Annotated in this window: 25 protein-coding genes, 1 tRNA gene and 1 pseudogene; 8 read left to right on the top strand and 19 right to left on the bottom strand. The window is 59.1% G+C overall.

The annotated features are described in order from the left end of the window. Positions 1-54 precede the first annotated feature (54 nt). From CD58_RS07320 to CD58_RS07300, 5 genes are all read right to left on the bottom strand, one after another. Positions 55-348, bottom strand: coding sequence for a YcgL domain-containing protein (locus CD58_RS07320; protein WP_025212387.1), 294 nt, complete (start codon positions 346-348; stop codon positions 55-57). After that, a complete protein-coding gene (gene rnd, locus CD58_RS07315) occupies positions 345-1,478 on the bottom strand; it encodes a ribonuclease D (RefSeq protein WP_025212386.1) in 1,134 nt (377 codons plus the stop codon). Before rnd ends, CD58_RS07320 begins: the two co-directional genes overlap by 4 nt. 121 nt (positions 1,479-1,599) lie before the next feature. Next, on the bottom strand, positions 1,600-2,241 hold the full coding sequence (locus CD58_RS07310) for a class I SAM-dependent methyltransferase (protein ID WP_025212385.1): 642 nt from the start codon (positions 2,239-2,241) through the stop codon (positions 1,600-1,602). A gap of 69 nt (positions 2,242-2,310) precedes the next feature. Then, positions 2,311-3,960, bottom strand: coding sequence for a phosphoethanolamine transferase (locus CD58_RS07305; RefSeq protein ID WP_025212384.1), 1,650 nt, complete (start codon positions 3,958-3,960; stop codon positions 2,311-2,313). 165 nt (positions 3,961-4,125) lie between these two features. Then, positions 4,126-5,508, bottom strand: coding sequence for a glutamine synthetase family protein (locus CD58_RS07300; RefSeq protein ID WP_025212383.1), 1,383 nt, complete (start codon positions 5,506-5,508; stop codon positions 4,126-4,128). A 517-nt stretch (positions 5,509-6,025) separates the two neighbouring features. On the opposite strand from CD58_RS07300, the gene CD58_RS07295 reads away from it, so the two are divergent. Further along, positions 6,026-6,958 (top strand): LysR family transcriptional regulator, encoded by a 933-nt coding sequence (locus CD58_RS07295; protein ID WP_025212382.1) that lies wholly within the window; start codon positions 6,026-6,028, stop codon positions 6,956-6,958. Between the two features lie 3 nt (positions 6,959-6,961). Here the strand turns inward: CD58_RS07295 and CD58_RS07290 are convergent, their stop codons facing one another. Next, positions 6,962-7,327 (bottom strand): 5-carboxymethyl-2-hydroxymuconate Delta-isomerase, encoded by a 366-nt coding sequence (locus tag CD58_RS07290; RefSeq protein WP_025212381.1) that lies wholly within the window; start codon positions 7,325-7,327, stop codon positions 6,962-6,964. Between the two features lie 348 nt (positions 7,328-7,675). Here CD58_RS07290 and CD58_RS07285 point away from each other — a divergent pair, with 348 nt between their 5' ends. The 3 genes from CD58_RS07285 to CD58_RS07275 all read left to right on the top strand — a co-directional run bounded on the left by CD58_RS07285 (position 7,676) and on the right by CD58_RS07275 (position 9,260). After that, the gene (locus tag CD58_RS07285; RefSeq protein ID WP_025212380.1) at positions 7,676-7,867 is read left to right on the top strand and encodes a YegP family protein; all 192 of its coding nucleotides are present in this window, start codon (positions 7,676-7,678) and stop codon (positions 7,865-7,867) included. A gap of 113 nt (positions 7,868-7,980) precedes the next feature. Continuing rightward, positions 7,981-8,793, top strand: a complete 813-nt coding sequence (locus CD58_RS07280) for an AraC family transcriptional regulator (RefSeq protein WP_025212379.1) — start codon at positions 7,981-7,983, stop codon at positions 8,791-8,793. A 95-nt stretch (positions 8,794-8,888) separates the two neighbouring features. Continuing rightward, a complete protein-coding gene (locus CD58_RS07275) occupies positions 8,889-9,260 on the top strand; it encodes a cupin domain-containing protein (RefSeq protein WP_025212378.1) in 372 nt (123 codons plus the stop codon). 138 nt (positions 9,261-9,398) lie between these two features. On the opposite strand, the gene CD58_RS31790 is transcribed toward CD58_RS07275, so the two are convergent. Both CD58_RS31790 and CD58_RS31785 read right to left on the bottom strand, forming a co-directional pair. Continuing rightward, the gene (locus CD58_RS31790) at positions 9,399-10,178 is read right to left on the bottom strand and encodes a methyl-accepting chemotaxis protein (protein ID WP_405045645.1); all 780 of its coding nucleotides are present in this window, start codon (positions 10,176-10,178) and stop codon (positions 9,399-9,401) included. A 78-nt stretch (positions 10,179-10,256) separates the two neighbouring features. Further along, positions 10,257-11,033 (bottom strand): annotated as a pseudogene (locus tag CD58_RS31785) (MCP four helix bundle domain-containing protein); the annotation flags it as partial. A 389-nt stretch (positions 11,034-11,422) separates the two neighbouring features. Between CD58_RS31785 and CD58_RS07265 the strand changes: the two are divergent. After that, positions 11,423-11,689 (top strand): hypothetical protein, encoded by a 267-nt coding sequence (locus tag CD58_RS07265; protein ID WP_025212376.1) that lies wholly within the window; start codon positions 11,423-11,425, stop codon positions 11,687-11,689. Positions 11,690-12,102: 413 nt separating this feature from the next. Here CD58_RS07265 and CD58_RS07255 read toward each other — a convergent pair. The 5 genes from CD58_RS07255 to dapA form a co-directional block, all read right to left on the bottom strand. Then, positions 12,103-12,192, bottom strand: a tRNA-Ser gene (locus CD58_RS07255). Between the two features lie 83 nt (positions 12,193-12,275). Then, a complete protein-coding gene (gene purC, locus CD58_RS07250) occupies positions 12,276-12,989 on the bottom strand; it encodes a phosphoribosylaminoimidazolesuccinocarboxamide synthase (RefSeq protein ID WP_025212375.1) in 714 nt (237 codons plus the stop codon). A gap of 27 nt (positions 12,990-13,016) precedes the next feature. Then, positions 13,017-13,775 (bottom strand): MBL fold metallo-hydrolase, encoded by a 759-nt coding sequence (locus CD58_RS07245; RefSeq protein WP_025212374.1) that lies wholly within the window; start codon positions 13,773-13,775, stop codon positions 13,017-13,019. 4 nt (positions 13,776-13,779) lie between these two features. Then, a complete protein-coding gene (gene bamC / locus CD58_RS07240) occupies positions 13,780-14,895 on the bottom strand; it encodes an outer membrane protein assembly factor BamC (RefSeq protein WP_025212373.1) in 1,116 nt (371 codons plus the stop codon). A 17-nt stretch (positions 14,896-14,912) separates the two neighbouring features. Then, positions 14,913-15,791: a 4-hydroxy-tetrahydrodipicolinate synthase gene (dapA, locus tag CD58_RS07235; RefSeq protein WP_025212372.1), complete on the bottom strand. Its 879-nt coding sequence runs from the start codon at positions 15,789-15,791 to the stop codon at positions 14,913-14,915. Positions 15,792-16,107: 316 nt separating this feature from the next. Between dapA and CD58_RS07230 the strand changes: the two genes are divergently transcribed. Together CD58_RS07230 and CD58_RS07225 are read left to right on the top strand one after the other, a co-directional pair. Beyond that, entirely contained in the window at positions 16,108-16,668 is a 561-nt protein-coding gene (locus CD58_RS07230; protein WP_025212371.1) for a glycine cleavage system protein R, read from the top strand. A 10-nt stretch (positions 16,669-16,678) separates the two neighbouring features. Continuing rightward, complete coding sequence (locus CD58_RS07225) at positions 16,679-17,152, top strand: peroxiredoxin (RefSeq protein ID WP_025212370.1); 474 nt, start codon at positions 16,679-16,681, stop codon at positions 17,150-17,152. 129 nt (positions 17,153-17,281) lie between these two features. Here CD58_RS07225 and CD58_RS07220 read toward each other — a convergent pair whose 3' ends face one another. Continuing rightward, positions 17,282-18,352, bottom strand: coding sequence for an AI-2E family transporter (locus CD58_RS07220; RefSeq protein WP_025212369.1), 1,071 nt, complete (start codon positions 18,350-18,352; stop codon positions 17,282-17,284). Positions 18,353-18,382: 30 nt separating this feature from the next. Beyond that, the gene (locus tag CD58_RS07215; RefSeq protein ID WP_025212368.1) at positions 18,383-18,622 is read right to left on the bottom strand and encodes a sulfurtransferase TusA family protein; all 240 of its coding nucleotides are present in this window, start codon (positions 18,620-18,622) and stop codon (positions 18,383-18,385) included. Positions 18,623-18,720: 98 nt separating this feature from the next. On the opposite strand from CD58_RS07215, the gene CD58_RS07210 reads away from it, so the two are divergent. Next, positions 18,721-20,154: a M48 family metalloprotease gene (locus CD58_RS07210; protein ID WP_025212367.1), complete on the top strand. Its 1,434-nt coding sequence runs from the start codon at positions 18,721-18,723 to the stop codon at positions 20,152-20,154. A gap of 63 nt (positions 20,155-20,217) precedes the next feature. Here the strand turns inward: CD58_RS07210 and CD58_RS07205 are convergent, their stop codons facing one another. The 4 genes from CD58_RS07205 to rpoE form a co-directional block, all read right to left on the bottom strand. Further along, complete coding sequence (locus tag CD58_RS07205; RefSeq protein WP_025212366.1) at positions 20,218-21,651, bottom strand: DegQ family serine endoprotease; 1,434 nt, start codon at positions 21,649-21,651, stop codon at positions 20,218-20,220. A gap of 230 nt (positions 21,652-21,881) precedes the next feature. Then, on the bottom strand, positions 21,882-22,829 hold the full coding sequence (locus CD58_RS07200; RefSeq protein ID WP_025212365.1) for a MucB/RseB C-terminal domain-containing protein: 948 nt from the start codon (positions 22,827-22,829) through the stop codon (positions 21,882-21,884). A gap of 9 nt (positions 22,830-22,838) precedes the next feature. Next, on the bottom strand, positions 22,839-23,426 hold the full coding sequence (locus tag CD58_RS07195) for a sigma-E factor negative regulatory protein (RefSeq protein ID WP_025212364.1): 588 nt from the start codon (positions 23,424-23,426) through the stop codon (positions 22,839-22,841). Positions 23,427-23,456: 30 nt separating this feature from the next. Beyond that, positions 23,457-24,038 carry an RNA polymerase sigma factor RpoE gene (rpoE, locus tag CD58_RS07190; protein WP_003172477.1) on the bottom strand — a complete coding sequence of 194 codons (582 nt, stop codon included), beginning with the start codon at positions 24,036-24,038 and terminating at the stop codon, positions 23,457-23,459. Positions 24,039-24,113: the final 75 nt, after the last annotated feature.

Below are 24,113 nucleotides of genomic sequence, written 5' to 3'. Positions count from 1 at the left end.
CAATAAATCATTCCAGTGTTTCAAGAGCCCCCAGGACGGGGGCCCAGGAGATCGTCAGACCGGGTCGTTACGCCGCAGCAACTCTTCGGGCAAATGTTCGATGTACTCGTCTTCGGCCGGTGGCATCTGCAGGTGATAACCCTGGGTGTCGAGGTTCTCCAGCACTTTGTTGATGTCTTCCCGAGACAGCGGTCGCTCGGGGCTCAGGACCAGGTCAAAGGCATGGATCGCCTTGCCAAAGGCGGCCATCAAAGGCTCGGGCACACGCTTCAAGGCATCGCTCTTGAGCACATACAAGTACATCTCGCTTTTCTTCGAGCTTCGGTAGATGGAGCAGATACGTTTCAAGGCTGTTCTCCGGCAGTGGCCAGGCTGTCGAGCAGCGCCTGGCCCATCAATTCGCGGCGCCAGCCACGCAGCGAATCGGGCAATTGGTAAGGGCCCTCGGGGAAGCCACTCTTGATCAGCGCTTCGAGGGTTTTCTTGCGCAGCATCAGCTCCGGGGCAATCCCCAGGCGCTCGGCTTCAGCCTGCCCCAACGCCCGCAGACGCTTGACCAGCGCTGAGGCCTCGATGGGCAACGGCTCCGCCACGGCGGGCGGCCATTGTTCGGGCGGCACGCTGGCGGCGCGCTGAATCAGGTCCAACAGAAACTCGCCGTCCTGGCGTACGGTACGCGGGTGCATGTCTTCGATTTTCGCCAGCGCGCCGAGGTTATCCGGCTGCGTACGGGCCAGGGGCCATAGCGAGTGTTCGCGAATGATGCGATTGCGCGGCAAGTCACGGGCCCGCGCCTCTCGCTCCCGCCAGGCACACAGTTCGCGCAGCACAGCCAGTTGGGCACGGGACAGTTTCCAGGCCAGCTTGGCCTCGCGGTACACCTCATAGGGGTCGACTTCGCGACGCAGGTTGGCCACCAGCTCGGCGCCATCCTCCAGGACCCAGGTGAATCGTTCGTCGGAAAGCTTCGGGCGCAGTTGCACGAACACTTCCGCCAGATGCACCGCATCTTCAGCCGCGTAGCTGATCTGCGTCTCGGACAGGGGCCGCTGCAACCAGTCGGAACGGGTCTCGCCCTTGGGCAATTCGATCCCCAGCACTGACTGCACCAACCGTGAGTAGCCCATGGAAAAACCCAGGTTCAGGTAGGCGGCGGCCAGTTGAGTATCGAACAGTGGCGCGGGCAGGCTGCCCGTCAAGCGCAGCAGGACCTCAAGGTCTTCGCTGCAGGCGTGCAGCACCTTGAGCACCGCCGGGTTTTCCAGCAGTGCGGCCAGGGGCTGCCAGTTGTCGATGGTCAAGGGGTCGATCAGGTAGGCACGCTTGCCGTCGCCGATCTGCAGCAAACCGGCAATGGGGTAAAAGGTGTCGACCCGCATGAATTCGGTGTCGAGGGCGACGAAGGGCAACTGCTGCCATTCGGCGCAAAACTGACCGAGGCTATCGTTGTCGCGAATCCAGTGAATATCGATGGCCACACGGCTCTCCCTTGAAGAATGGCGCGCAGTATATATCGCCGCCGGCGATTGCGAGCATCCATAGAGCAGGAGCCTGTGAGAAATTGCCTGCGCAAACGCAAGAATAGTCCTACATCCGAACTTAACTGGTCTTACGCAGTACATAAACCCGTGTCAGGGCAAAACCGGGCAGGAAATCCTGATACCACAGCACGGTAAAACCGGCCTGGCGGAATTCGGCCTCAACGTCAGCCTTGCCGGCCAGGTGGCGTTGCGGCGCCTGGCCGATCTTAAGGCGCCCTTCGATCTGAACCGACACGATCACGGTGTCGCGACTGACCCGATGAAATTCACGCAATAACGCCAGGCGATGCTCACTGGCGCTGATGTGCCGAAACAGTTGCAGACAAAAAATACAATCCACCGCGTTGGCTGACAGCCCAATGGTGAACGCCGAGCTCGGGAACGTCTTGACCCGCTTGAGCACCGCGCCGCCATGGTGGGTGAGCGCGTGCTCAAGCATGTCCGGCGAGGGGTCCGCTGCCAGGATCACCCGGTTGGCATGCTCGGCCAGCACTGGCCAGAACCGCCCCGCCCCACACGCCACATCCAGCACCAGCCCTGGCTCACCGGCCACTTTCAGCGCGTTTCGCACCATCTGCTCGTCACGCCAGAACGTCAGGCGCAGGCGGCGCGGCGCCGGCTGGCAGCAAACTTGCGCATGCTCCTGATCGTGCTGCCTGGCGAACTCAAGCTCAACGGTGGAAGGGGGTTGCCCGGACATACGAACAGCTCTTGGAAGATGGGTGGATGACAGGTTAAACAGCCATACGTGAAAAAAAGGTGTAGGCCATCACTCCTTTGCCAACACACCGTCGATCACCGGGCTGCGACAACTGGCAAACAAATCCAGGTCCTGGTTGTAGACCTTGCTGTTGACTTCCAGCAGCCCGAGCATCGAATGAAACAGGTTGTCCTGGCTCAAGGGTTTTTCCCGACTCAGTTGCAGGCAATGGGTATCGACCGAGAAAGACTTCTGATAGCTGTCGGAAAACCAGGCCAGCATCGCCACATGCTTCTGTTGCTCCGGAGCAAGCATGTAAGGCGTGCCGTGGAGAAACAGGTTGTATTCACCCAGGGATTCACCGTGGTCCGACAGGTACAGCATGGCGGTGTCGACCTTGTCCTGATTGGCCCGAAGCAAGTCGATCAGGGTCGACAGCACATGATCGGTGTACACCAGCGTGTTGTCGTAGCCGTTGACGATGCTCTCGCGGCTGCAATTGTTCAGCGCGTTGCTTTTGCACACCGGGGTGAAATGCTCGTACTCCTTGGGATAGCGCTTGAAATATTCCGGCCCGTGGCTGCCCATCTGATGCAGCACCAGCACGGTGTCTTTATCGAGGGTGTCGATGAAATGCTGCAACCCCTGGAGCAGGATTTCGTCGCGGCATTCGCTGCTGGCGCACAGGGTTGGATCCTTGAGATTGCTCACGTCCTGCAGGGTGACGCGGTCGCAGGTGCCTTTGCAGCCGGATTGGTTATCCCGCCAGATCACCTCCAGGCCAGCGCGCTTGAGCACATCCAGTAGGCCCTCCTCATTTTTGGCCTTGCTGGCGTCATAGTTCTTGCGCCCCATGTTGGAAAACATGCACGGCACCGACACGGCGGTTTCGGTACCGCAGGAATGTACATCGGTGAAGGCAATCAGGCCGGCTTCTTTGTCCAGTGTCGGGGTGGTATCGCGGTTATAGCCGAGGATGCCGAAGTTTTCGGCACGGGCGCTCTCCCCCACCACCAATACGGTCAGGGATTTGCGGGCGTGGCTTTGCCAGACGGGGTTGCGAACCGCATCCTCGCCCAACGGGGTGAAGGGTTGCTTGGCCGACGCGATCTGCTCGCGCAAGTACCCGATCGACGCGCCAATGTAGTTGCTCGGCACCACCATCAAGTGCAACTCGTGGTGATTGCGAAACAACGAAGACAAGCCCTGGTAATTGGCCAGGGCAACCACGCCGATAATTACCGCAGTGGCCACACCGACAACTAACTTATTTAACAACTCTTTGGGCCAGCGACGATACTTGATGGGTGTCTTGAACAATAACCAGGACGGCAACACCCCTAATAAACCGAGGTAGGCAAATAACTTCAGCGACAACAGGTCACGGACTTCAGTGGCATTGGTTTCCGCAAAGTTACGTAACATGCCGGCATCGATCAGCACGCCATACTGGGCCATGAAATACGCCACGCCGGCACTGATCAAGAACAGCAGCATCAACAACGGCTTGAGCACCGGACGGAACGCCACCAGCGTCAGCACCAGGTTGAACACACCGAAAACCATCACGCCAAATGCCACGCACAGCAGCAGGCCCCGGCCATCAGTCGCCGTGATCGTGAGCAAGTGTTGCCAGAGAATGACGTTGAAACCCACTAATAAAAAGGCACTGGCGGCCAGCGTCACCCACTCGGGGCGCACGGCTTTAATGGTCAGCATGATGGTTGACGGCTTCCTGAAAGTTACTCTTTGAATAAGAGGCGCCGAAGCGAATGTGAAAAATTCGTTCCCTACGGCACCACAAACTTTAGGCAGTCCACCATCAATTTTTCGTGAAAAAGTTGCCATTAAATAATTATTTAAACAGTCGATTCCAAGCGCTCGTCAGGCTTGATTCAGGTACCAGCGCCAGTCCTGCTCTCCGACCTCCCCCATGAACTGGCGGTATTCGGCACGCTTGACCGCCAGGTAGACACCGAGGAACTCATCGCCGAAGGCTTCCCTCGCCCAGGTCGAGGCCTCAAGGGCGCGCAGGGTGGTGAGCCAATCGGTAGGCAATAACTCAGTCGCCTGGGCGTAGCCGTTGCCCTCGACAGGCGCTCCCGGATCGCACCGTTCACGGATGCCATGATGGATGCCGGCCAGTATGGCTGCCGCGGCCAGGTACGGGTTGGCATCGGCACCGCAAATGCGGTGCTCGATGTGCCGCGAGAAGGCCGGACCGCCCGGCACTCTCAGGCTCACCGTGCGGTTGTCCACACCCCAGGTCGCCGCCAGCGGCGCGTAGCTGTTGCTCTGGAATCGGCGGTAGGAGTTGGCGTTGGGACAAAACAGCAACAGCGAATCGAGCAAGGTGTGGAGCATTCCGCCCACCGCATTGCGCAGCAGCGGCGTGCCGTCGGCGGCTTCGCTGGCAAACAGGTTGTGGCCATCCCTGTCGGCCAGGCTGACGTGCATGTGCATGCCGGAACCCGCCAGATGATCGAACGGCTTGGCCATGAAACACGCCTGCATGCCGTGTTTATGCGCCACACCCTTCACCAGCCGCTTGTAGCGTACGGCTTCATCCATGGCTTGCAGTGCATCGGCACGGTGTTCGAGCGTGATCTCCACCTGCCCCGGTGCGTATTCGGAAATGGCCGTCCGGGCAGGAATGCCCTGCAGCTTGCACGCCGCATAAAGGTCCGCGAGGAACGGCTCGATCTGTTCCAGCTCACGCAAACCGTAGACCTGGGTGGCGCGCGGCCGGCCGCCATCCGCGTCCCGCGCCGGTTGTGGCCGGCCCTGGCTGTCGCGCTGCGCGTCCAACAGATAAAACTCCAGTTCCGCAGCCATCACCGGGTAGTAACCGTCCGCCTGCAAGGCCTCGACCACCTGGCTGAGCACATAGCGTGGATCGGCAATGGTGGCCGGCATGCCCTCCTGAGGATGCATGCTCACCTGCACGGCAGCCGTGGGGATCAGCCGCCACGGCATGCGCTGCAAACTGCCGCTGATGGGATAGGCTCGGCAATCGATGTCACCGACGTCCCACACCAGCCCGGAATTCTCCACATCGTCGCCATTGAGGGTCAGGCCGAGAATCGTACTGGGCAACGGCCGGCCACTTTCGTAGACCGCCAGCAGTTCATCCCGATGCAACAACTTGCCCCGAGGCACACCATTGTTGTCGAGGATAAACAACTCGAACAGCTCGATATCCGGATGCTGCGCCAGGAACGCCTGGGCGTGTTGCACAGGTGCGAAAGAGTACTTGGAAAGGCTCATGAACAGGCTCGTATTGACGTGTCGGACGGGCGATGAGGCGCCGTCAGTCTGCGTTCGCCATCAGCGAACACGCGGGTTGATCAACCGTGAATACAGGTATCTGGAGGACGGGCGTGGCGACAATGCCAGAGTGCCCAAAAAGCCAGTTCAGAGGGCAGTGCGCAGAGCGAAGGGGTGAAAGCAGACGTGAATCGGCCGACCGGAGCAGCCATGGCGGATGAAAAGTACAGGAATGCCGCGGGCCAACCGTCCATAAGCGCGTCACCGGAAACACACCCTGAAAGCGTCCCACGACACTGAGGGTGATTAAACATGGATTTGATGGAACATGGATCGGATCAGGCTAAACAATGGCAAACGACCGGGCGTTGATCCTCACGTCGTATTCGCGACATTATCTGTCCCACTCCCCACCATGAAACCCCGTGCATGGCATTCTCTTGGGACCATCGTTCCGTTAGGATCGTCGGTCTGATTTGCGCTACATCCGCGCAAGGAGCACAGCGAGACAGAACGGATGCTGAACAGTAACTCCCTCAGAAAGCTCGATATGCAGGACCTCATGGTGTTTACCGCCGTGTACGAGCAAAGCAGCGTGACCGGCGTGTCCGAGGCATTGTGTGTCAGTCAGTCAACGGTCAGTTACTGCCTCAAGAAACTGCGCACCTGCTTCGAAGACGAGCTGTTTATCAACACCCGCACCGGCATGCGCCCTACCTATAAGGCCGAGGGCATGTACGACCACGTGCGCACCATTTTGCAAAGCATCAACCTGTGCCATGCCGGTGCGCCGACGTTTGATCCGACCCGGCAGGCCGTCACCTTCAATATTTGCGCACCGGAATACTTCGAGCACCTGATCCTGCCGCAACTGCTGCAAGGCTTCGATTACGCCAACCTGCCGGTGGTGGTGAATATGCACAAACTCGAAGCCGATATTCCGGCCGAGGAACTGCGTGACGGCAGCCTGGACCTGGTGATCTGCTTCGGCCCGAACTTCCACAGTGCCCATGCCGATTTCAAATCCCGGCAGTTGCTGGAGGAGGACTTGGTCTGTGTCGTGGATAAACGGGCGACGCCCTTGCAAGCGCAATTGAGCCTTCAGTCTTTCCTGGAGCGTCGGCACGTTTTTCCGACGCCTTGGAATTCGCCCAGCAACATGGTGGATGGTTGGCTGTCACAGCAGGCCCATCAACGCCAGCTTGCCGCGCGCGCCAACAGCTACAGTGCGGCGCTGAAGATGATCACCGGCACCGACTTCATCCTGACCCTGCCCCGCCGCATCCAGAAATTGCTGGCCAACGAGGCAATTTTCAATCACCACGAAGCGCCCAAGGGCCTGCCGGGGTTCACCCTGGACATGCAGTGGAGCCCGGCCGCCGATCAGGACAGCGCCAATACCTGGCTGCGCGAACAGATCATCAAGGCCTGCGCCAAGAATGACGCCTGACCGTCACTGACCGATCATAGCCTTGGCGTAAGGACCCCGATCGATGTCGAGGATTTCCACGCACAGCTGCACGGAAACACCCGCCGGCCATTCGTCCAGTTCCTGGATCACGGCCAGCAGGCTGTCGGCCAGTTGCTTCTTGATTTCCGGTGAGCGACCGCTCAGCAAGGCCAACTTCACGTGCACGAAACCGCGCTCGCCCAACCCCGTACCCACCCGGTAAGTCTCGACTTTCACCGCCCGGCTCTTGATGTCTGACTCGGCGGCAAACTGACCCGAAGCCACCAATGCGTTATTCAAACGCAACAGCGCTACGTCGGCCTTGAGGTTGGGCAGGTTGGCGGTGTATTCCATGTGCAGGTGAGGCATGTGTTCGACTCCAATTCGAAATATGACCAGGTGGGTTCAGCCGTGGCAAACCATACCTCGACTTTATTCTTTTACGCAGTATTTGTTTCGTCGCGTGCCGGTGTCACGTTACGCTCAAGCATCAGCGTCTCAACCACCACCATCAGGTTGATGTCGGCCTTGCGCAATTGGTTGCGGTTCATCCATTGCTCCCGGTCCGAGTCGGTTCGAGCAAAAGCACTGCAATTTTCGGCAATATCTCATCATCATTGGAAACCTATTGGCGATAGCCAAAACTATCAGCTTGGCTAGGCTTGCAACGACATGTGCAAAGCATGTCTTATTGAGTCAATCGCATGGAGCGGACCGATGTATTTTGAAATCTACAGGCAGACCCGAGGTACCCAGAACACCGGAAAAGGCCAATGGCGCTGGCGTTTGAGGGCGGGTAACCACGAAACGATCGCCAGTGGCGAATCCTATGTGAACAAAGCCGACTGCCTTCACGTCATCGGGCTGATCAAAAATGCCCACGGCGAGACACCGGTGAAGGAAATCTAAACAGCGCGGCGCTGTATCGACCATGAGCTGCTCCGGGTGGGCAGCTTTCTGTGGCCTCAACCTGGGCCCGCCAGACAGCTATCGTGTACCAGTAGAACGAGAGGCCAGTCCCAATGATTCGATCCACTCACAATCACGACTGGCTGGTGCGGGCACCTGAATCAAGGAAACTGGAACGCATCGAAGCCTATTTCAGTGGTCATGGCTACACCACACACCGGCATGACACCTACGCCATCGGGATTACGCTTTCCGGTGTCCAGAGTTTCAATTACCGGCACAGCAAACGTCATAGCCTGCCCGGTGGAACCATCGTCCTGCACCCGGATGAGGTTCACGACGGTGAGGCGGGGACAAGCGATGGCTTTCGTTACCGGATGTTCTACATTGAGCCGTCGTTGATCCAGCAGGTGCTGGGCGGCAAACCGTTGCCCTTCATCGAAGGCGGCTTATCGAGCGACCCTCGCCTCAATATCGCCACCCGCAGGTTATTGAGCAGCATGGATCATCACCTCGACCCGCTGGAGGAAGAGGACGCCATCTACGACGTGGCCCAGGCCCTCGATATCGCTGCGGGTAACCGCCGCGGGAGGCGATTGCTTGATTACCCCGCGGCGGAACGTGCCCGACTGTTCATCCATGATGCCCTTGAGCAGGCCATTACCCTGGATGATTTGGTCCAGGCAAGCGGTCGGGACCGATGGAGCCTGTCCCGGGACTTCCGTGCGCTGTACGGCACCAGTCCCTATCGCTATATCACCCAGCGTCGATTGAATGAAGCCCGTCGCTTGATATTCCACGGCGCGCCGTTGAGCGATGCCGCACTGGCCAGTGGCTTTTTCGATCAGAGCCACATGACCCGGCTGCATACCCAGGCGTTCGGCATCTCACCGGCACGCTGGCTGAAGATGCTCCGTCGAAGCTGAAACCAGGCGCCGCAAAAAGCTGCACGATCATGCAATACCGCCTCCGACCAGGACAGTAAGGTGGCGCTTATTCCCTCACACCACGAGCATCCCCAATGACCACTCAATACTCGCCCATCAACTTCGCTCAAAAGTACGCATTGTTCCAGGAGCAATGGACACCGAAAGTCGTGGCCGAAATGAACGACTACCAATTCAAGATCGCCCGCCTCGAAGGTGACTTCGTCTGGCACAGCCATGCCGACACCGATGAAACGTTTATCGTGCTCGAAGGTGAACTGCGGATCGACTTTCGCGACGGCGCGGTGACGATCGGTCCCGGCGAGATGTACGTCGTCAAAAAAGGCATCGAGCACAAGCCCTTCGCCGCCCGGGAAGTGAAGCTGCTGTTGATCGAGCCTCGTGGCGTCATCAATACGGGCGATGAAACCAATGAGCGAACGGCCGTCAACGATGTCTGGATCTGAGGTTACACCTCACTCGCCCTGGTGCAGTTGATTACACCAGGAACTCAATCGTATTCAGCTTCCTGGTGATCTCCCAGGAGGCGTCGTTGGCGAGGTGTCGCCGCCAAGGGTTCGGAGGCGCTCACGTTCGGGCCTGGCTCAGGCGCGGAAGCGACCGGTCAGCTCCTTCAGGTCCCTCGACAAATTGGAAAGCTGCTGGCTGGCATGCATGCTCTGCGCAGAGTTTTCCGCTGCTTCGTTGGACAAGTCTCGGATATCGGAGATATTGCGGGCGATTTCCTCGGTGACACTGCTCTGCTCTTCACAGGCGCTGGCGATCTGCGCAGCCATATCGTTGATCCGTTGTATGGACCCTCCGGTACCACTGAGCACCTGATCGACACCCGCGGCGCGCTCGACGCTGTCGCGGGCCTTGGTACTGCCGATGTGCATGGCTTGCACTGCCTTGGCGACACCGGCTTGCAGGCGCTCGATGCGAACCTGGATGTCCTTGGTCGAATCCTGGGTACGTGCCGCCAGGGCCCTGACTTCATCAGCCACGACGGCAAAACCGCGGCCTTGCTCGCCCGCCCTCGCGGCCTCAATGGCGGCGTTCAGCGCAAGCAGGTTGGTTTGTTCGGCAATGCCACGAATCACCTCGAGCACGGCGCCAATGCTGGAGGTTTCCTGGGCCAACGCCTCAATGGTCCCCGAAGCGCTTTCCACTTCATGGGCGAGTTGACGGATCGATTCGATGGTACTGCTGACCACCTCAGCACCATCACGGGACTGGCTGGTGGCTTGCTGCGCGGCGTCCGAGGCGTTCTGTGCGCTACTCGCCACTTCATGCACGGCGGCACTCATCTGGGTCGCAGCGGTACTGACCTGATCGAGCGCAGCATGCTCGCTGCTGATCAGTTTATCGTTGGTCGCGGCCATGTTGGCCATGCTCCGTGCCGCAGCATCGACTTCCCCGGTCACCCGGCCCACTTCGGCAATCAACGGCTGCAACTTGTCGAGAAAGCGGTTGAAGGCATTGCCAAGCTGGCCCAGCTCGTCAGCCGAACGCACCTCGAGGCGCCCTTTCAGATCGCCGCCGCCCTCGGCAATTTGCTCGACACGGTGCAGCAGCCGACGCATCGGGCGCAGCACGACCATTGGCAGGGCAACGATCAGCAGGACGCAACCGAGCAGACCAATCAACAGAATGCCGCCTTGCTGTATCCCCACTGCCTGACCATGGTCGATCGCCGCCTGCCCCTCGCGAAGCGACGCCTCATCTTCCAACTCACCCAGCTTGTCGATGGCATCGCGCATGGTATCGAACTTACTTTCACCGTCACCAAAACTCAGGGTGCTCGCCCGTTGCGGATCGCTCCCGGCCAACTCGACGACCTGCCGTGAAACCTGCGACCACTGTGCAAAGCGATCATTGAACTGACTGACCAGCGCCAGCGCCTCGGCACTCGGTTGCATCGCGGCGTATTTCTGCACGCGATCATAAGCTTGCTTCAGGTTGTCCCGATGACTGCCACGCAGTGCCTCCACATGGCCACCCGCATTGCCACCGAGCAAACTGCGCTCGGCAACGAAAGCCTGGTAAAGATCGCGATCGGCATTGAGCAGCAGACTGATGGCTGGCAAATAACGCTTGGTCAGCTGTGTGCTGGACTGCGTCACCTGATCAATACCACGCATGCCCGACCACCCCATCAGCACCAGCAACACGGCGAGGAAAGCGATTGGAAGGGTGATTTTCCAGCGGAAGCCAAGATCGGCAAAAAACCGCAGCATGGGGGGTCACTCCTTAGATTGGATTGCCTTACCTATCGGCAAGCATGTCTTGAGCTATAGACCATTAGTCTGGTTGTCACAATGAAATGAGCTTGTGAGGAGGCTCATTTGAGCGGCTTTCTGAGGTGGAGAAAGCCCTTGCTGGAAGCAGATAACGGGTTAAAAACGCTAAGGGAAAGCGACTCGCTGCTTAGGAGTAATTTCCGACATTACTCACCTACATAATTCAAAGAATCCTCCTACGCATCAGCCCGTTGCTGACATCCAGAGGAGAGCCCTATAGTTCAGGCGTCGTTCATAAGGGCGACGCGGGTTTGGCGACTCGAAAACAAATGTTCAGAAGTTTCCGCAAATTTGAGGAACACCTCAATCAACTGGACATAATTGAAATGAATAAATATATGGCTCTTACCAGTAATGCCGACGATCAACCTCTCTTCGTCGATACCACCGCCCCGCTGCACATCCTGCTTGATACAGCAGGCTATAGAATTCGTGCTGTTACCCAGTTTTTAGAAAATCTCGCGATGCGCGGAGAGATACCCACCGACTCAGTGGTCCTTCAGGATTTCGCACAACTGTGCTGCATTCCTTTAAGGGGTGGCTGCGACTTACTCGATGTCTTGGCCAGACGATTGGATGCCGAGCCTGCCTAGCATTACAAGGGCCTCTAACTAGGCCCATTTCCTCATAGATAGGCGTCGAGTTTATGGCACCGAAGCTGGATACAAACGCGATGGCGGCCCCGATGTCCATCACAAAAAAAGTCGACAAACCGCACAAAAAGCTCGTTCACAATGAACTGACATTTCATGATGTTCGGCAAGCCGCACGTGATAGTCAGAAAGCGTTCGATCAATTTGTAACCACTAACAAGCTTCCTATTACGAAGTAGGTCTTGATGATCAGTGTCGAGAGGGTGCGGTGCGGGCCGATGCCGCCATTGACCTGTGACTCGATGCTGACCAGTACATCGCCAGCTAGTCTTCATCGAGCAGCCTCTCACTGCCAGAAACGAAAAAGCCCCTGAAATGTTCAACCATTTCAGGGGCTTAGTCGTATTCAATAATGGCGGAGAGATAGGGATTTGAACCCTAGGTACTGTCGCCAGTACAACGGATTTCGAATCCGTCCCGTTCGGCCACTCCGGCATCTCTCCAGTGGCGCGCATCATACCAGCACATTTGCCGGAAGCGAACCCCCGGACGAAATTTTTTCCGTGCTATCAGATGCTTGCGTCGATTACAGCGGTACACCCAGACGCTGGGCGACTTCTTCATAGGCTTCGATGACATCACCGAGGCCTTGGCGGAAGCGGTCTTTGTCCATCTTCTTCTTGGTGTCCTTGTCCCACAGACGGCAGCCGTCCGGGCTGAATTCGTCACCCAGGACGATGGAGCCGTCGCTGAACACACCGAACTCAAGCTTGAAGTCCACCAGCAGCAGGCCGGCGTCGTCGAACAGCTTGGTCAGCACTTCGTTGACCTTGAGGGACAACTCCTTCATGCGGGCCAGTTGCTCGGCGGTGCCCCAACCGAATGCCACGACGTGGGATTCGTTGATGAACGGGTCGCCCTTGGCGTCGTCCTTCAGGAACAGCTCGAAGGTGTAGGGGTTGAGCTTCATGCCCTCTTCCACACCCAGGCGCTTGACCAGGCTGCCGGCGGCGTAGTTACGCACGACGCATTCGACCGGGATCATGTCCAGCTTCTTGACCAGGCATTCGTTGTCGCCCAGCAGCTTGTCGAACTGGGTCGGCACGCCGGCGGCTTCGAGTTTCTGCATGATGAAGGCGTTGAACTTGTTGTTCACCATGCCCTTGCGGTCCAGCTGTTCGATGCGCTTGCCGTCGAACGCCGAGGTGTCGTTGCGAAACAGCAGGATCAAGCGGTCAGCGTCGTCGGTCTTGTAAACCGATTTGGCTTTGCCGCGGTAGAGTTCTTCACGTTTTTCCATGATGGGCTCCGCTTGCTAAGTAGTGGGCTAGGCGATATCTCGCCAGTCGAGCCCTGAATCTTGATCGGCCAATTGCAGCCAGTCCGGGTCGCACCCGAGGGTGTCGACAAAACATTGCCGGGCCAGCTGCGGCAGGTTGTTCTTGCTGCTCAGATGGGCCAGGACCAGGTGTTGCAGGCCTTGCCAGCCCAACTCGGCCACCAGGAACGCCGCCTGGTGGTTGTTCAAATGTCCGCGCTCCCCGCCTACCCGCTGCTTGAGAAAGTACGGGTAGTACCCGCGCGCCAGCATGTCACGGCAGTGGTTGGACTCGATCATCAACGCATCGAGGTCCCGGTAGCTGTCCATCACCTTGTTGCAATACGAACCCAGGTCAGTGAGCAACCCGAAGCGGCGCTCGCCGTCGCTGAACACATACTGCGTCGGCTCCCGGGCATCGTGCGCCACGCTGACCACACTGATATCCAGGGCGCCAACGCGCAATTGCTCACCCCCGACCACGAAACCGGCGGGCTCGATGGGCTTGCGCAGGCCATCCAACGTTCCACGGCTGAGGTAGACCGGCAAATTGTAGCGCCGAGACAGCAAACCCACGCCATGCACGTGGTCGGCATGTTCGTGGGTCACCAGTATCGCGCTCAATTGCGCCGGGTGCACACCCAGGCGCAACAGGCGCTTCTCGGTTTCCCGCAGGGAGAAACCACAATCGACCAGCACGTACGTGTCGGCGCTGGCTATCAGCGTGCCGTTCCCCTGGCTACCGCTGCCGAGAACGGCAAAACGCATCGGATCAGCCCAGGTTATCCTGAATCACGCCCAACACTTTGCGCGCCACATCGGCCGGCGCCACGGTGTTGATGTTCTTCTCGACAGTCACCTGGACGTTGTCGCCCACCTTGCTCAGGCGAACCTGATAACGCTCGGCGCGGGCTTCAACTTCTTCCTTGTCCGGCTTGCTGCCGAACAGGCCACTGAAGAAGCCAGGCTTCTCGTCTTTCTTCTCGGCCTTTTCGGCGAGGTTGATGTAGTACAGGCCCAGGCTACGGTTGATGTCCTCAACCCGCCATTCGCCCTGCTCCAGCGCACGGCCAACACTCGACCAGGCACGATCCAGGTCCGAACCGACGTTGAGCACCGGGTTGCCGCTGCCGTCTTCGCTCAGGCTGACGCGGCTCGGCGCATCGAACTCCTTGGAGGCCAACATCGAGACCGAACCACCCTGCTCTGCCGTACGGCTCATGCTGGCGAGCATGTCGTCTACCAGCGCAGCGTCGAGGCCGGTATTGACCGAACGGTTGGTGAACGCTACGTCGGCTGTGCTACCGGCAGGACGCTCAGCACTGACCACGTAGACTTCACTGGTATTGCGCTGCACACCCGGCTCGATACGCACCCGCACGCGGCTTTCGCTGTCGGCAGCGACGCCGGCGGCGCTCAGGCGCTTGGCCATGGCAGCGGACAGTTCATCGGAACGTTGCCAAGTGGTGGTGAATTCACCCGTCTGCGGGCGCTGCTCGTCCAGGCGGAAACCGTTGTCCTGGAAGAACTGGATTGCCACGGGCCAGACTTCGGCCGGTGGATGCTGGGCCATGACCCAGCTTGAATCGCCACTCTTTTGCAGGGTGTAGTCGCTGGCATCGGCCATGGCCGACAGCGGCTGTGGACGTGGGACGACGTATTCGCCCTTGACGCTGTCATCGGCCACGTTACGCGGGACCGGCAACAGCGGATCCAGGCGCTTGGCGACGCTGACGTCAGGCGGCAGTTGCATCGGTGCAGTCTGTTGCGCTTCCAGGTAATCGCTACCACGGTCGCGGAAGTAACCTTCCGGGCCCCAGATCCATCCGCAGCCACTGGTGCTGGAGATAATCAAGGCAAGTGCGGAAAGTCCGGCCATTCGCTTCATGCGTTGTACTTCCTCAATTAAACCAGGACGCCGGACTGGCGCATGGCCTGCCGCAGCGGTTCGTGACAGGCTTCGCTGAGCCAGGTGAGCGGCAGACGGATGCCTTGGTGCATCAGACCCATTTCGACCAAAGCCCACTTCACCGGGATCGGGTTGGCTTCGAGGAACAGGTCTTTGTGCAGCGGCATCAGTTTTTCGTTAAGTGCCCGTGCGGTATCGGCGTCGCCCTTGAGCGCTGCCTCGCACAGGTCGGCCATTTCGCGCGGAGCGACGTTGGCGGTGACGGAAATATTGCCCTTGCCGCCCATCAGGATCAGCTCGACCGCGGTCGGATCATCACCGGAAAGAAGGATGAAGTCCTTGCTCACGCCATCAAGGATGGCCTTGGCGCGCTTCAGGTCGCCGGTGGCTTCCTTGATGCCGATGATGTTCGGGACAGTGGAAAGGCGAATCACGGTCTCGGCCTGCATGTCGCAGGAGGTGCGGCCGGGCACGTTATAGAGGATCTGCGGGATGTCGACCGCTTCAGCGATGAACTTGAAGTGCTGGTACAAGCCTTCCTGGGTCGGCTTGTTGTAGTACGGAACGACCAGCAGGCAGGCGTCGGCGCCGGCTTCCTTGGCGTTGCGGGTCAGCTCGACGGCTTCGCGGGTCGAGTTGGCGCCGGTACCGGCGATGACCGGGATGCGACCGTTGACCTGCTTGACCACGGCCCGGATGACTTCGATGTGCTCGTTGACATCGAGGGTTGCCGACTCGCCGGTGGTACCGACGGCGACAATGGCATGGGTGCCGTTTTCAAGGTGGAAGTCCACGAGTTTGCTGAGGCTGACCCAGTCAAGACGCCCTTGTGCATCCATGGGTGTGACCAGTGCCACCATACTGCCCGCAATCATGAAACCGCTCCTGCCGGAAAAAGAGAGCGGTAATGGTACTGGCGCCAAGATGCTTGTACAAGCGAACTACCATTCCCCTTGGCGATGGTTTTCGCTACCCTTCAGGCTTTGATCGGTACTGATAAGCTCATTCGCCGGTTCCCAGCCTCCGTTTTCGTCGCCACAAGCCCCGATCCTGCGTTTGTCATGGTGCATTCCCGCCGTCCCGGAATGCAGCGCAATCCCAGGCACAGGGCTTGAACCGTTCGTTTATCCGGGCCTGGGGCCGTGTCGAGCCGCATGAAGTGCCGACCGCTCATCGCTTTAGGAATGCTGCATGTCCACCCCCACAGTCCGCGAACAATTCCTTGTTATCAGTGCCCTTGGCGCCAACCCCATGGAGCTGACTAACGTCCTGTGCCGCGCCAGCCATGAAAATCGCTGTGCCGTCGTAACCTCACGCCTGACCCGTCATGGCGAATGCAGTGCGCTCGTGCTCGAAATCTCCGGCAGCTGGGACGCCCTGGCTCGCCTGGAAGGCAGCCTGTCATTGCTGGCCAAGAAGCACGCCTTCACCGTCAACGTGGTGCGCAGCGCCGCCCTGGAGAACCGTCCCCAGGCCCTGCCCTACGTGGCCTATGTGAGCTCGGCCTACCGGCCGGACATCATCAACGAGCTGTGCCAGTTTTTCATGGACCACCAGGTCGAGCTGGAAAACCTGACATGCGACACCTACCAGGCTCCGCAGACCGGCGGCACCATGCTCAATGCCACGTTCACCGTAACCCTGCCGGCCGGCACCCAGATCAGTTGGCTGCGCGATCAGTTCCTGGACTTCGCCGATGCGATGAACCTCGACGCACTGATCGAACCGTGGCGCCCACAAAACCCAATGTAAGGAAGCGTTCATGGCCGTTGCCGTCGACCAGCCGGTTACCGATTTCCAGGCGTCCGCCACCAGCGGACAGACCGTCAGCCTCGCTGGCCTCAAAGGCAAGCAGGTGGTGATTTACTTCTACCCCAAGGACAGCACCCCTGGCTGCACCACCGAAGGCCAGGGCTTTCGTGACCAGTACGCGCAGTTCAAGGCCGCCAATACCGAAGTGTTCGGCGTCTCCCGCGACAGCCTCAAGTCCCACGAGAACTTCAAGTGCAAGCAGGAGTTTCCGTTCGAGCTGATCAGCGACAAGGACGAAGCCGTCTGCCAGCTGTTCGACGTGATCAAGCTGAAAAAGCTTTATGGCAAGGAATACCTGGGCGTTGATCGCAGCACGTTCCTGATCGACAAGAACGGCGTACTGCGCCAGGAATGGCGTGGTGTGAAGGTGCCTGGGCATGTGGATGCGGTGTTGGCGGCGGCTCAGGCGCTGAACAAGGCCTGACATTTTTCGTTGCCTGTCCTGGCGCCATCGCGAGCAAGCTCGCTCCCACATGGGATCTGTGATGTTCAATAGAACCCTGTGGGAGCGAGCTTGCTCGCGATGAGGCCATCAGCCCAACCGATGAATCAGCTACAACAACGGCGCCACCACCGGCTCCTTGCTCGGCCACGCATCCAGCACCGCCTTGAACAGCGTTGCCAGGGGAATCGCAAAGAACACGCCCCAGAATCCCCACAACCCGCCGAATAACAACACTGCGCAGATAATCGCCACCGGATGCAGGTTCACCGCCTCGGAGAACAGCAGCGGTACCAACACGTTGCCGTCCAGCGTCTGGATGATCCCGTAGACCGCCATCAGATAAATGAACTGGTCGCCCCAGCCCCACTGGAACAGCGCAATCAACGCCACGGGCACGGTCACCACCACCGTACCGACGTAGGGCACCACCACCGAAATACCCACCAGCAACGCCAGCAGCGCGGCGTAGTTGAGCCCCAGGGCCATGAAGCCGATGTAGGTCACCCCGCCGCAGATGAAAATCTCGATGACTTTTCCGCGAATGTAATTGGCGATCTGGCGATTCATCTCCTGGGCCACCCGGGTAATCAGCGCCCGCTCACGGGGCAGGTAGCCACGGACCCAGCGCCCGATCATTTCCCGATCCTTGAGGAAGAAAAACACCAGGATCGGCACCAGCACCAGGTAGATCATGATGTTAACCAGCAGTGGCAAGCTGGACAGCGAAAACGTCAGCGCCCACTGGCCGAACTTGCCGATCTGGCCGCGCACCACTTCGATGGTCTGCAACACCTGCTCATCGGACACCAGGTGCGGATAGCGCTCTGGCAGCAACAACAGCACCGACTGCCATTTGGCAAGCATCCCCGGCAGCTCGTTGAACAACGTCACCAACTGGTGCCAGAGCAGCGGCACAATCACCACGATGAATACCAACAACAAGCCCATGAACAGGGCGAACACCAAGCCCACGGCCACGGCACCCGGTAGCCGCAGGCGCTCAAGCGTCGTGACCAACCCCTGCATCAGGTACGCCAGCACCATCCCCGCCAGTACCGGCGCCAGCATGCCACCCAGGGTGAGGACCGCCGTGAAGGCCAGGAACAGCAGCACGGCCAGCACCACCGCCTCCTCGTCGGAGAAGTAGCGCTGAATCCAGTCGCGTAACACTTTGAACATTAAGAATCCTTAAGAGACGCTATCGATTTTTCAGGCTTTCTTCAGCCAGTAACGGTAGACGCCATTGTCGTCTTCCTCACGCAGCAGCGTATGACCGGCCAACCGGGCGAAGGTGCGGAAATCCCGCTGGGACCCCGCGTCCGTCGCGGTCACCTTGAGCACGGCGCCGCTGGCCAGGCGATTGAGTTCCAGCTTGGCCTTGAGCAACGGCAGCGGACAATTCAGGCCGCTGGCGTCCAATTCGGCATCGTGGGCTACAGCATCGGTCATCGGTTCACTCCGCGGCAGGTGATTGAGCGACCTAGAATATCTGGTCCCGGGCCCGGTGTCCGGCTACAGTAGGGTCTTTGTCGACTAAGGCTTCGTGCATGACATTTCTGCGCCCCACCCTGCTGACGCTCGCCTGCCTGCTTGCCTCGCCGGGCTTCGCCGACGACCTGCCGTCACTTGGCGACGCCAGTTCTGCCATTGTGTCGCCGGAACAGGAGCACCAGTTGGGCCGCGCCTGGCTGGCCCTGCTGCGCAGCCAGGTTTCACAGCTCAACGATCCACAACTCAAGGACTACGTCGAGTCCAGCGTCTATAAATTGGTAGAGACCAGCCAGGTCAATGACCGACGCCTGGAGTTCATCCTGATCAACAGTCCGCAGCTCAACGCTTTTGCCGCACCTGGCGGGATCGTTGGGGTCAACGGCGGCCTGTTCCTCAATGCGCAGACCGAAGGTGAATACGCCTCGGTCATGGCCCACGAACTGGCGCACTTGTCGCAACGTCACTTTGCCCGCGGCGTCGAGGCCCAGCAGCGCATGCAAGTGCCCATGATGGCGGCACTGTTGGCCGGTATCGTGATTGCCGCCGCCGGTGGCGGTGACGCCGGGATCGCGGCCATTGCCGGGACCCAGGCGGCCGCCATCCAGGAGCAGCGGCGCTTCTCTCGCCAGAACGAACAGGAAGCCGATCGCATCGGCATCCAGAACCTGGAAAAGGCCGGCTACGATCCACGGTCCATGCCAACCATGTTCGAACGCCTGATGCGCCAATATCGCTTTGACGCCAAGCCGCCCGAATTCCTGTTGACTCACCCGGTGACCGAGTCCCGGATCGCCGACACCCGTAACCGAGCCGAACAAGCCAAGCCGGGCGGCATCGAGGACAGTGTGCGTTATCAATTGATTCGCGCACGGGTCCAGTTGACCTATGAAGAAACCCCAGGCCTGGGCGCCAAGCGCTTCCGGGCACAACTGGATGAGAACCCGAAGAACGACGTGGCCCGCTATGGCCTGGCGATTGCGCAGGTCAAGGGTGGGCAGTTGAATGAAGCCCGGGAGAACCTCAAGCCGCTGCTGGCCAAATCGCCCAACGAAATCATCTACAACCTGGCCCAGGTGGATCTGGACATCACCAGCAATAAGCTGGCCGACGCTCAATCCCGCGTCGACCGGATGCTGAGCCAATACCCGGGCAACTATCCGCTCAACCAGGTACGCGTCGACCTGCTGCTCAAGCAGAACCGCCCCGCCGACGCCGAAAAAGCCTTGGAGAACCTGCTCAAGACCCGCCCGGACGATCCGGATGTCTGGTACATGGTGGCCGAGACTCGTGGGCTGTCGGGCAATATCATCGGTTTGCATCAGGCGCGGGCTGAGTACTTCGCACTGGTGGGTGACTACCGTCAGGCCATCCAGCAACTGGACTTCGCCAAACGACGCGCCGGCACCAACTTCCCGCTGTCGTCACGCATCGATGCCCGGCAACGGGAACTCATGGAGCAGGAACGCCTGGTCAAGGACATGATGGGCTGAGTATTCATCGCGCACAAAAAAACCGCCTCTTTCGAGGCGGTTTTTTATTGAGCCGCTAACCCGTCATTCGGCCAGCTTGAAAGTGATGAAGCTTGCACGCCCCTGGCGCAGAACCCGCATCGACACCGAGCGATTCTTCGGCAGAGCCTTGGCAATGTCGGTGAACTCCTTGGCGGAACCGATTGCCTGGTTGTTCAGGTGCGTGATGATGTCGCCCGGCTGCAGGCCGATCAGCGCAGCAGGACCCTCCTGCACTTCTTTGATCACTACGCCGCCTTGCAACTCCAGGGTCTTCTTCTGCTCTTCGGTAAGCTCGGCCACAGCCACGCCGAGGCGGTTGCTGCTGCGTTCGACGCCAGACTTAGGCTGCGAATCCAACTCCTTGCCTTCTTCAGGAATGGCGCCGACGGTCAACTCGACGTTCTTGCGCTTGCCTTCGCGAATCACTTCCAGATTGGCCTTGGCACCCGCCTTGAGGGCACCCACCAAGTGCGGCAGGTCTGCGGACATGACGATCGGTTGACCATTCATGCTCAGAATCACGTCACCCACTTGCAGGCCACCCTTGGCCGCCGGACCACCCTCCTGGATCTGTGCCACCAGCGCACCGGCCGGTTTCTCCAGCCCGAACGATTCGGCCAAGTCCTTGTTCACTTCCTGGATGACCACGCCCAACCAGCCGCGGCTGACCTTGCCTTCGCTTTTCAGTTGGTTGGAGACGTCCATGGCAACGTCGATCGGGATGGCGAAGGACACGCCCATGAAGCCGCCCGAACGGGTGAAGATCTGGGAGTTGATGCCCACCACCTCACCGGCGAGGTTGAACAGCGGACCACCGGAGTTACCCGGGTTGATCGGCACGTCGGTCTGGATGAATGGCACGTAGTTTTCGTTCGGCAGGCTGCGACCAATGGCGCTGACAATGCCTTGGGTCACGGTGTGGTCGAAGCCGAACGGCGAACCGATAGCCACGACCCATTGGCCGGCTTTCAAGTCTTGGGATTTACCCAGCTTGAGTACCGGCAGATCCTTGCCCTCGATTTTCAGCAGCGCCACATCGGAACGTGGGTCGGTGCCGACCAGCTTGGCCTTTAGCTCGCTGCGATCAGCCAGACGCACCAGGATTTCGTCGGCATCGGCGATCACATGGTTATTGGTCAGGATGTAACCGTCGGGCGAGATAATGAAACCCGAGCCCAGGGATTGCGCTTCACGCTGGCGGCCACCGCCGCCGGGCGAACGCGGCTGCTGCGGCATACCGCGCTCGAAGAACTCACGCAGCATGGGTGGCAACCCTTCCAGGTCCGGCATCTGTTGGTCAGACACCCGGCGATCCGGCAACTTCTGGGTGGTGCTGATGTTCACCACTGCGGGCGAGGCCTGCTCGACCAATTGGGTGAAGTCAGGCAATTCGACCGCCACCGCAGGAACGGCCTGACCAAGCACCAGCACGGTGGCAAAAATGGAGAGATAGGTTTTCAAGCGTGGTATCGACATACGGCTCCCGTTACGACGAGCATGGTTAAGCGATATGGAGCAAGAAACACCAAGGCAAGATACGCCGGTATTTTTGTTCCGGGAACAGACAAGGCCAGAGCCGAGCGGCTCTGACCTATAGAAAAAAACAAAAAGTTTTGCAAATGAAAATGCTGACAGAAAGTTTCGGCATTTCGATCAAGCCCTGGCGTTATCAGCCTCTTACGCAATCGAACCACCCCAGCGCCATGCTACTGGGTCGCCGTGACGTCGGATCGCATGGAGAGCGCGATCCGCTCCGCTGTCCCGATGGGAATCTCGCCGACTACCGTAACCATCATTTCGCCCTGAGGCGTCGTGAGACGACGAGAGACGGCAGCCGTCGGGCCGAGTTGAGTACGGGTATCGGTAGCGTTAGCGCCGTTCAAAGGCTCCAGGAACACCGAGAAGCGAGCCAGGCCGTCGTCGTACATCAAGCTATTGACCTGAATCTTGGTGTCCGGATCCTTGCGCGCCGTACTGCTGGTCAATTCGAAACCAGGTGGAAGCCAGTCCGAATGCCAGGTCGCTTTCACCGAGGCGGCTTTACCTTGCTCCTGTGCGACCGCCTTACAGTCGGCACTGGCTTGCAGTTCACCGTCTGACGGCTCGGCAATGCTCAAACGCGTGAACTGGAAACGCTCAAGCAATTGGCCCTTGTCGTTGAGCAACAACGACTTGAGCGGCAAGCCGGTCTCCTTGTCCAGATGCAGCTCGAAGCCATAGCGATGCTGATCCTTGGGCGTCAAAGCCACGATGACCGCTTGACGCCCAGCCACACGCGACTTGCCAATGATAGCAAGGTCGTACCAGTTCTTGAGTTTTTGCGGATCGAGCGCACGTGCGGTGCCATCAGGCGTATCGCCCAGCCCTGCGATCAAGGAGCCACTGACGCATTGAGTATGTCCATCAATGCGTAGGACTTCCTGTGCCGAGCCGTCGAGCTGGAGTAACCGCTCGCGGACTTTGCCATCCTGGACACGATGCCAGATGTTATGGGTAGAAAAACTACCGTTGCGCTCGTAGACGAAAGTGCCCTGGAAGCTCTGCTGTTGCTCGGCTTGACTCAGACGATTCAACCAATCTTGAGCCTCACCGGCATAGGCTGGAACAGCACACCAGCCCCCAAGCAGAAGCGTGAATAGAGGTATGGCGCGCAATAGTCCTCCTTAACGGTTTTCCAGACTGGCTGCACGGGCGTAAGGCAGCGCGCTTTCGGTACCCTTCAAGGCAGCCTGCTGGGCATGCTGACGCAGGTAGTTGGGCAGACGCTGATCATGCCAGCCAGGTTGGCCCTGCAGAACACCGTTGACCATAGGACCTGCAGCTTCCGACCCTTCGCTGTAACCGGCCAGTACCGCTGGGCCCTTGACCTGTGGAGCGGCCAGGCCTGGCTGAGTGGACTGTTGTGCCATCTGCACGCCAGCAATCTCATCCTGGTTGTACAAACGTACACCGGCCAAAACGGCTACGGTAACCGAAGCGGCAACTGCCAGGCGACCCAGGCTGCGCCATGGACCTCGGGAAGCTTTTGCCGGTACGGCTTCGTCAGCCAATGCAGCAGAAACGGCCGCAGCGATGTCCAGACGCGGAAGCAGCAAGTCCTTGTGCATGACAGCCCGGGCAATCTGGTAACGAGCCCAGGTCTCACGGGTTTCAACATCGTCGAAGGCATTGAGCACCCGACGCAATTCCAATTCGTCCGCTTCGTTATCCATCACTGCGGACAGCGATTCCTGCAGGGCTTCACGACTCATGGCGTTCCTCTCTTGGCTGTCGCCGCTGTCTCAGTTTTCCTGCAACAACGGTTGCAGGGCTTTATCGATGGCCTCCCGGGCGCGGAAGATCCGGGAGCGCACGGTACCCACCGGACATTGCATGACACTCGCAATGTCCTCGTAACTCAGACCGTCGAATTCACGTAAAGTTAAAGCCGTACGCAAATCTTCGGGCAGTTGCTGGATAGTTCGATGGACGGTGCCTTCGATCTCATCCCGCAGCAACGCTCGTTCCGGTGATTCGAGATCCTTGAGGCCATGATCGCCGTCATAGAACTCTGCATCTTCGGAACTCACATCGCTATCCGGCGGCCGGCGGCCGCGTGAAACCAGATAGTTTTTCGCCGTGTTAATGGCGATGCGGTAAAGCCACGTGTAAAACGCGCTGTCCCCGCGAAAGTTACCAAGTGCTCGGTAAGCCTTGATAAAAGCTTCCTGAGCGACATCCTGGGCTTCATGGGTGTCGTGCACAAAACGCACGATCAACCCGAGAATTTTGTGCTGGTATTTCAGCACTAGCAGATCGAAAGCTCGCTTGTCGCCGCGTTGAACGCGCTCGACCAGCTGCTGATCCTCTTCCTGGGTTAGCATGAACACTCCTCGATAAGCTCGAAGGAGGCTTGCATTACTAAATGACCGGGCTTGCAAACATAGACTCGGGCTTTT

It is taken from the genome of Pseudomonas brassicacearum, assembly GCF_000585995.1.
GTDB lineage: Bacteria > Pseudomonadota > Gammaproteobacteria > Pseudomonadales > Pseudomonadaceae > Aquipseudomonas > Aquipseudomonas brassicacearum_A.
Note: the sequence above shows the minus strand (reverse complement) of the source record. Positions and strands in the feature narration are given on the sequence as shown.

Bases quoted from the DNA above. Each gene is read 5' to 3' on its own strand.
- rpoE (WP_003172477.1), bottom strand. From the start codon at position 24,038: ATGCTAACCCAGGAAGAGGATCAGCAGCTGGTCGAGCGCGTTCAACGC.
- CD58_RS07280 (WP_025212379.1), top strand. From the start codon at position 7,981: ATGATTCGATCCACTCACAATCACGACTGGCTGGTGCGGGCACCTGAA.
- CD58_RS07305 (WP_025212384.1), bottom strand. From the start codon at position 3,960: ATGCTGACCATTAAAGCCGTGCGCCCCGAGTGGGTGACGCTGGCCGCC.
- CD58_RS07245 (WP_025212374.1), bottom strand. From the start codon at position 13,775: ATGCGTTTTGCCGTTCTCGGCAGCGGTAGCCAGGGGAACGGCACGCTG.
- CD58_RS07205 (WP_025212366.1), bottom strand. From the start codon at position 21,651: ATGTCGATACCACGCTTGAAAACCTATCTCTCCATTTTTGCCACCGTG.
- CD58_RS07225 (WP_025212370.1), top strand. From the start codon at position 16,679: ATGGCCGTTGCCGTCGACCAGCCGGTTACCGATTTCCAGGCGTCCGCC.
- CD58_RS07290 (WP_025212381.1), bottom strand. From the start codon at position 7,327: ATGCCTCACCTGCACATGGAATACACCGCCAACCTGCCCAACCTCAAG.
- CD58_RS07265 (WP_025212376.1), top strand. From the start codon at position 11,423: ATGAATAAATATATGGCTCTTACCAGTAATGCCGACGATCAACCTCTC.
- bamC (WP_025212373.1), bottom strand. From the start codon at position 14,895: ATGAAGCGAATGGCCGGACTTTCCGCACTTGCCTTGATTATCTCCAGC.
- purC (WP_025212375.1), bottom strand. From the start codon at position 12,989: ATGGAAAAACGTGAAGAACTCTACCGCGGCAAAGCCAAATCGGTTTAC.
- CD58_RS07210 (WP_025212367.1), top strand. From the start codon at position 18,721: ATGACATTTCTGCGCCCCACCCTGCTGACGCTCGCCTGCCTGCTTGCC.
- CD58_RS07310 (WP_025212385.1), bottom strand. From the start codon at position 2,241: ATGTCCGGGCAACCCCCTTCCACCGTTGAGCTTGAGTTCGCCAGGCAG.
- CD58_RS07275 (WP_025212378.1), top strand. From the start codon at position 8,889: ATGACCACTCAATACTCGCCCATCAACTTCGCTCAAAAGTACGCATTG.
- CD58_RS07295 (WP_025212382.1), top strand. From the start codon at position 6,026: ATGCTGAACAGTAACTCCCTCAGAAAGCTCGATATGCAGGACCTCATG.
- CD58_RS31790 (WP_405045645.1), bottom strand. From the start codon at position 10,178: ATGGCCGCGACCAACGATAAACTGATCAGCAGCGAGCATGCTGCGCTC.
- CD58_RS07215 (WP_025212368.1), bottom strand. From the start codon at position 18,622: ATGACCGATGCTGTAGCCCACGATGCCGAATTGGACGCCAGCGGCCTG.
- CD58_RS07220 (WP_025212369.1), bottom strand. From the start codon at position 18,352: ATGTTCAAAGTGTTACGCGACTGGATTCAGCGCTACTTCTCCGACGAG.
- CD58_RS07230 (WP_025212371.1), top strand. From the start codon at position 16,108: ATGTCCACCCCCACAGTCCGCGAACAATTCCTTGTTATCAGTGCCCTT.
- CD58_RS07195 (WP_025212364.1), bottom strand. From the start codon at position 23,426: ATGAGTCGTGAAGCCCTGCAGGAATCGCTGTCCGCAGTGATGGATAAC.
- CD58_RS07285 (WP_025212380.1), top strand. From the start codon at position 7,676: ATGTATTTTGAAATCTACAGGCAGACCCGAGGTACCCAGAACACCGGA.
- dapA (WP_025212372.1), bottom strand. From the start codon at position 15,791: ATGATTGCGGGCAGTATGGTGGCACTGGTCACACCCATGGATGCACAA.
- CD58_RS07300 (WP_025212383.1), bottom strand. From the start codon at position 5,508: ATGAGCCTTTCCAAGTACTCTTTCGCACCTGTGCAACACGCCCAGGCG.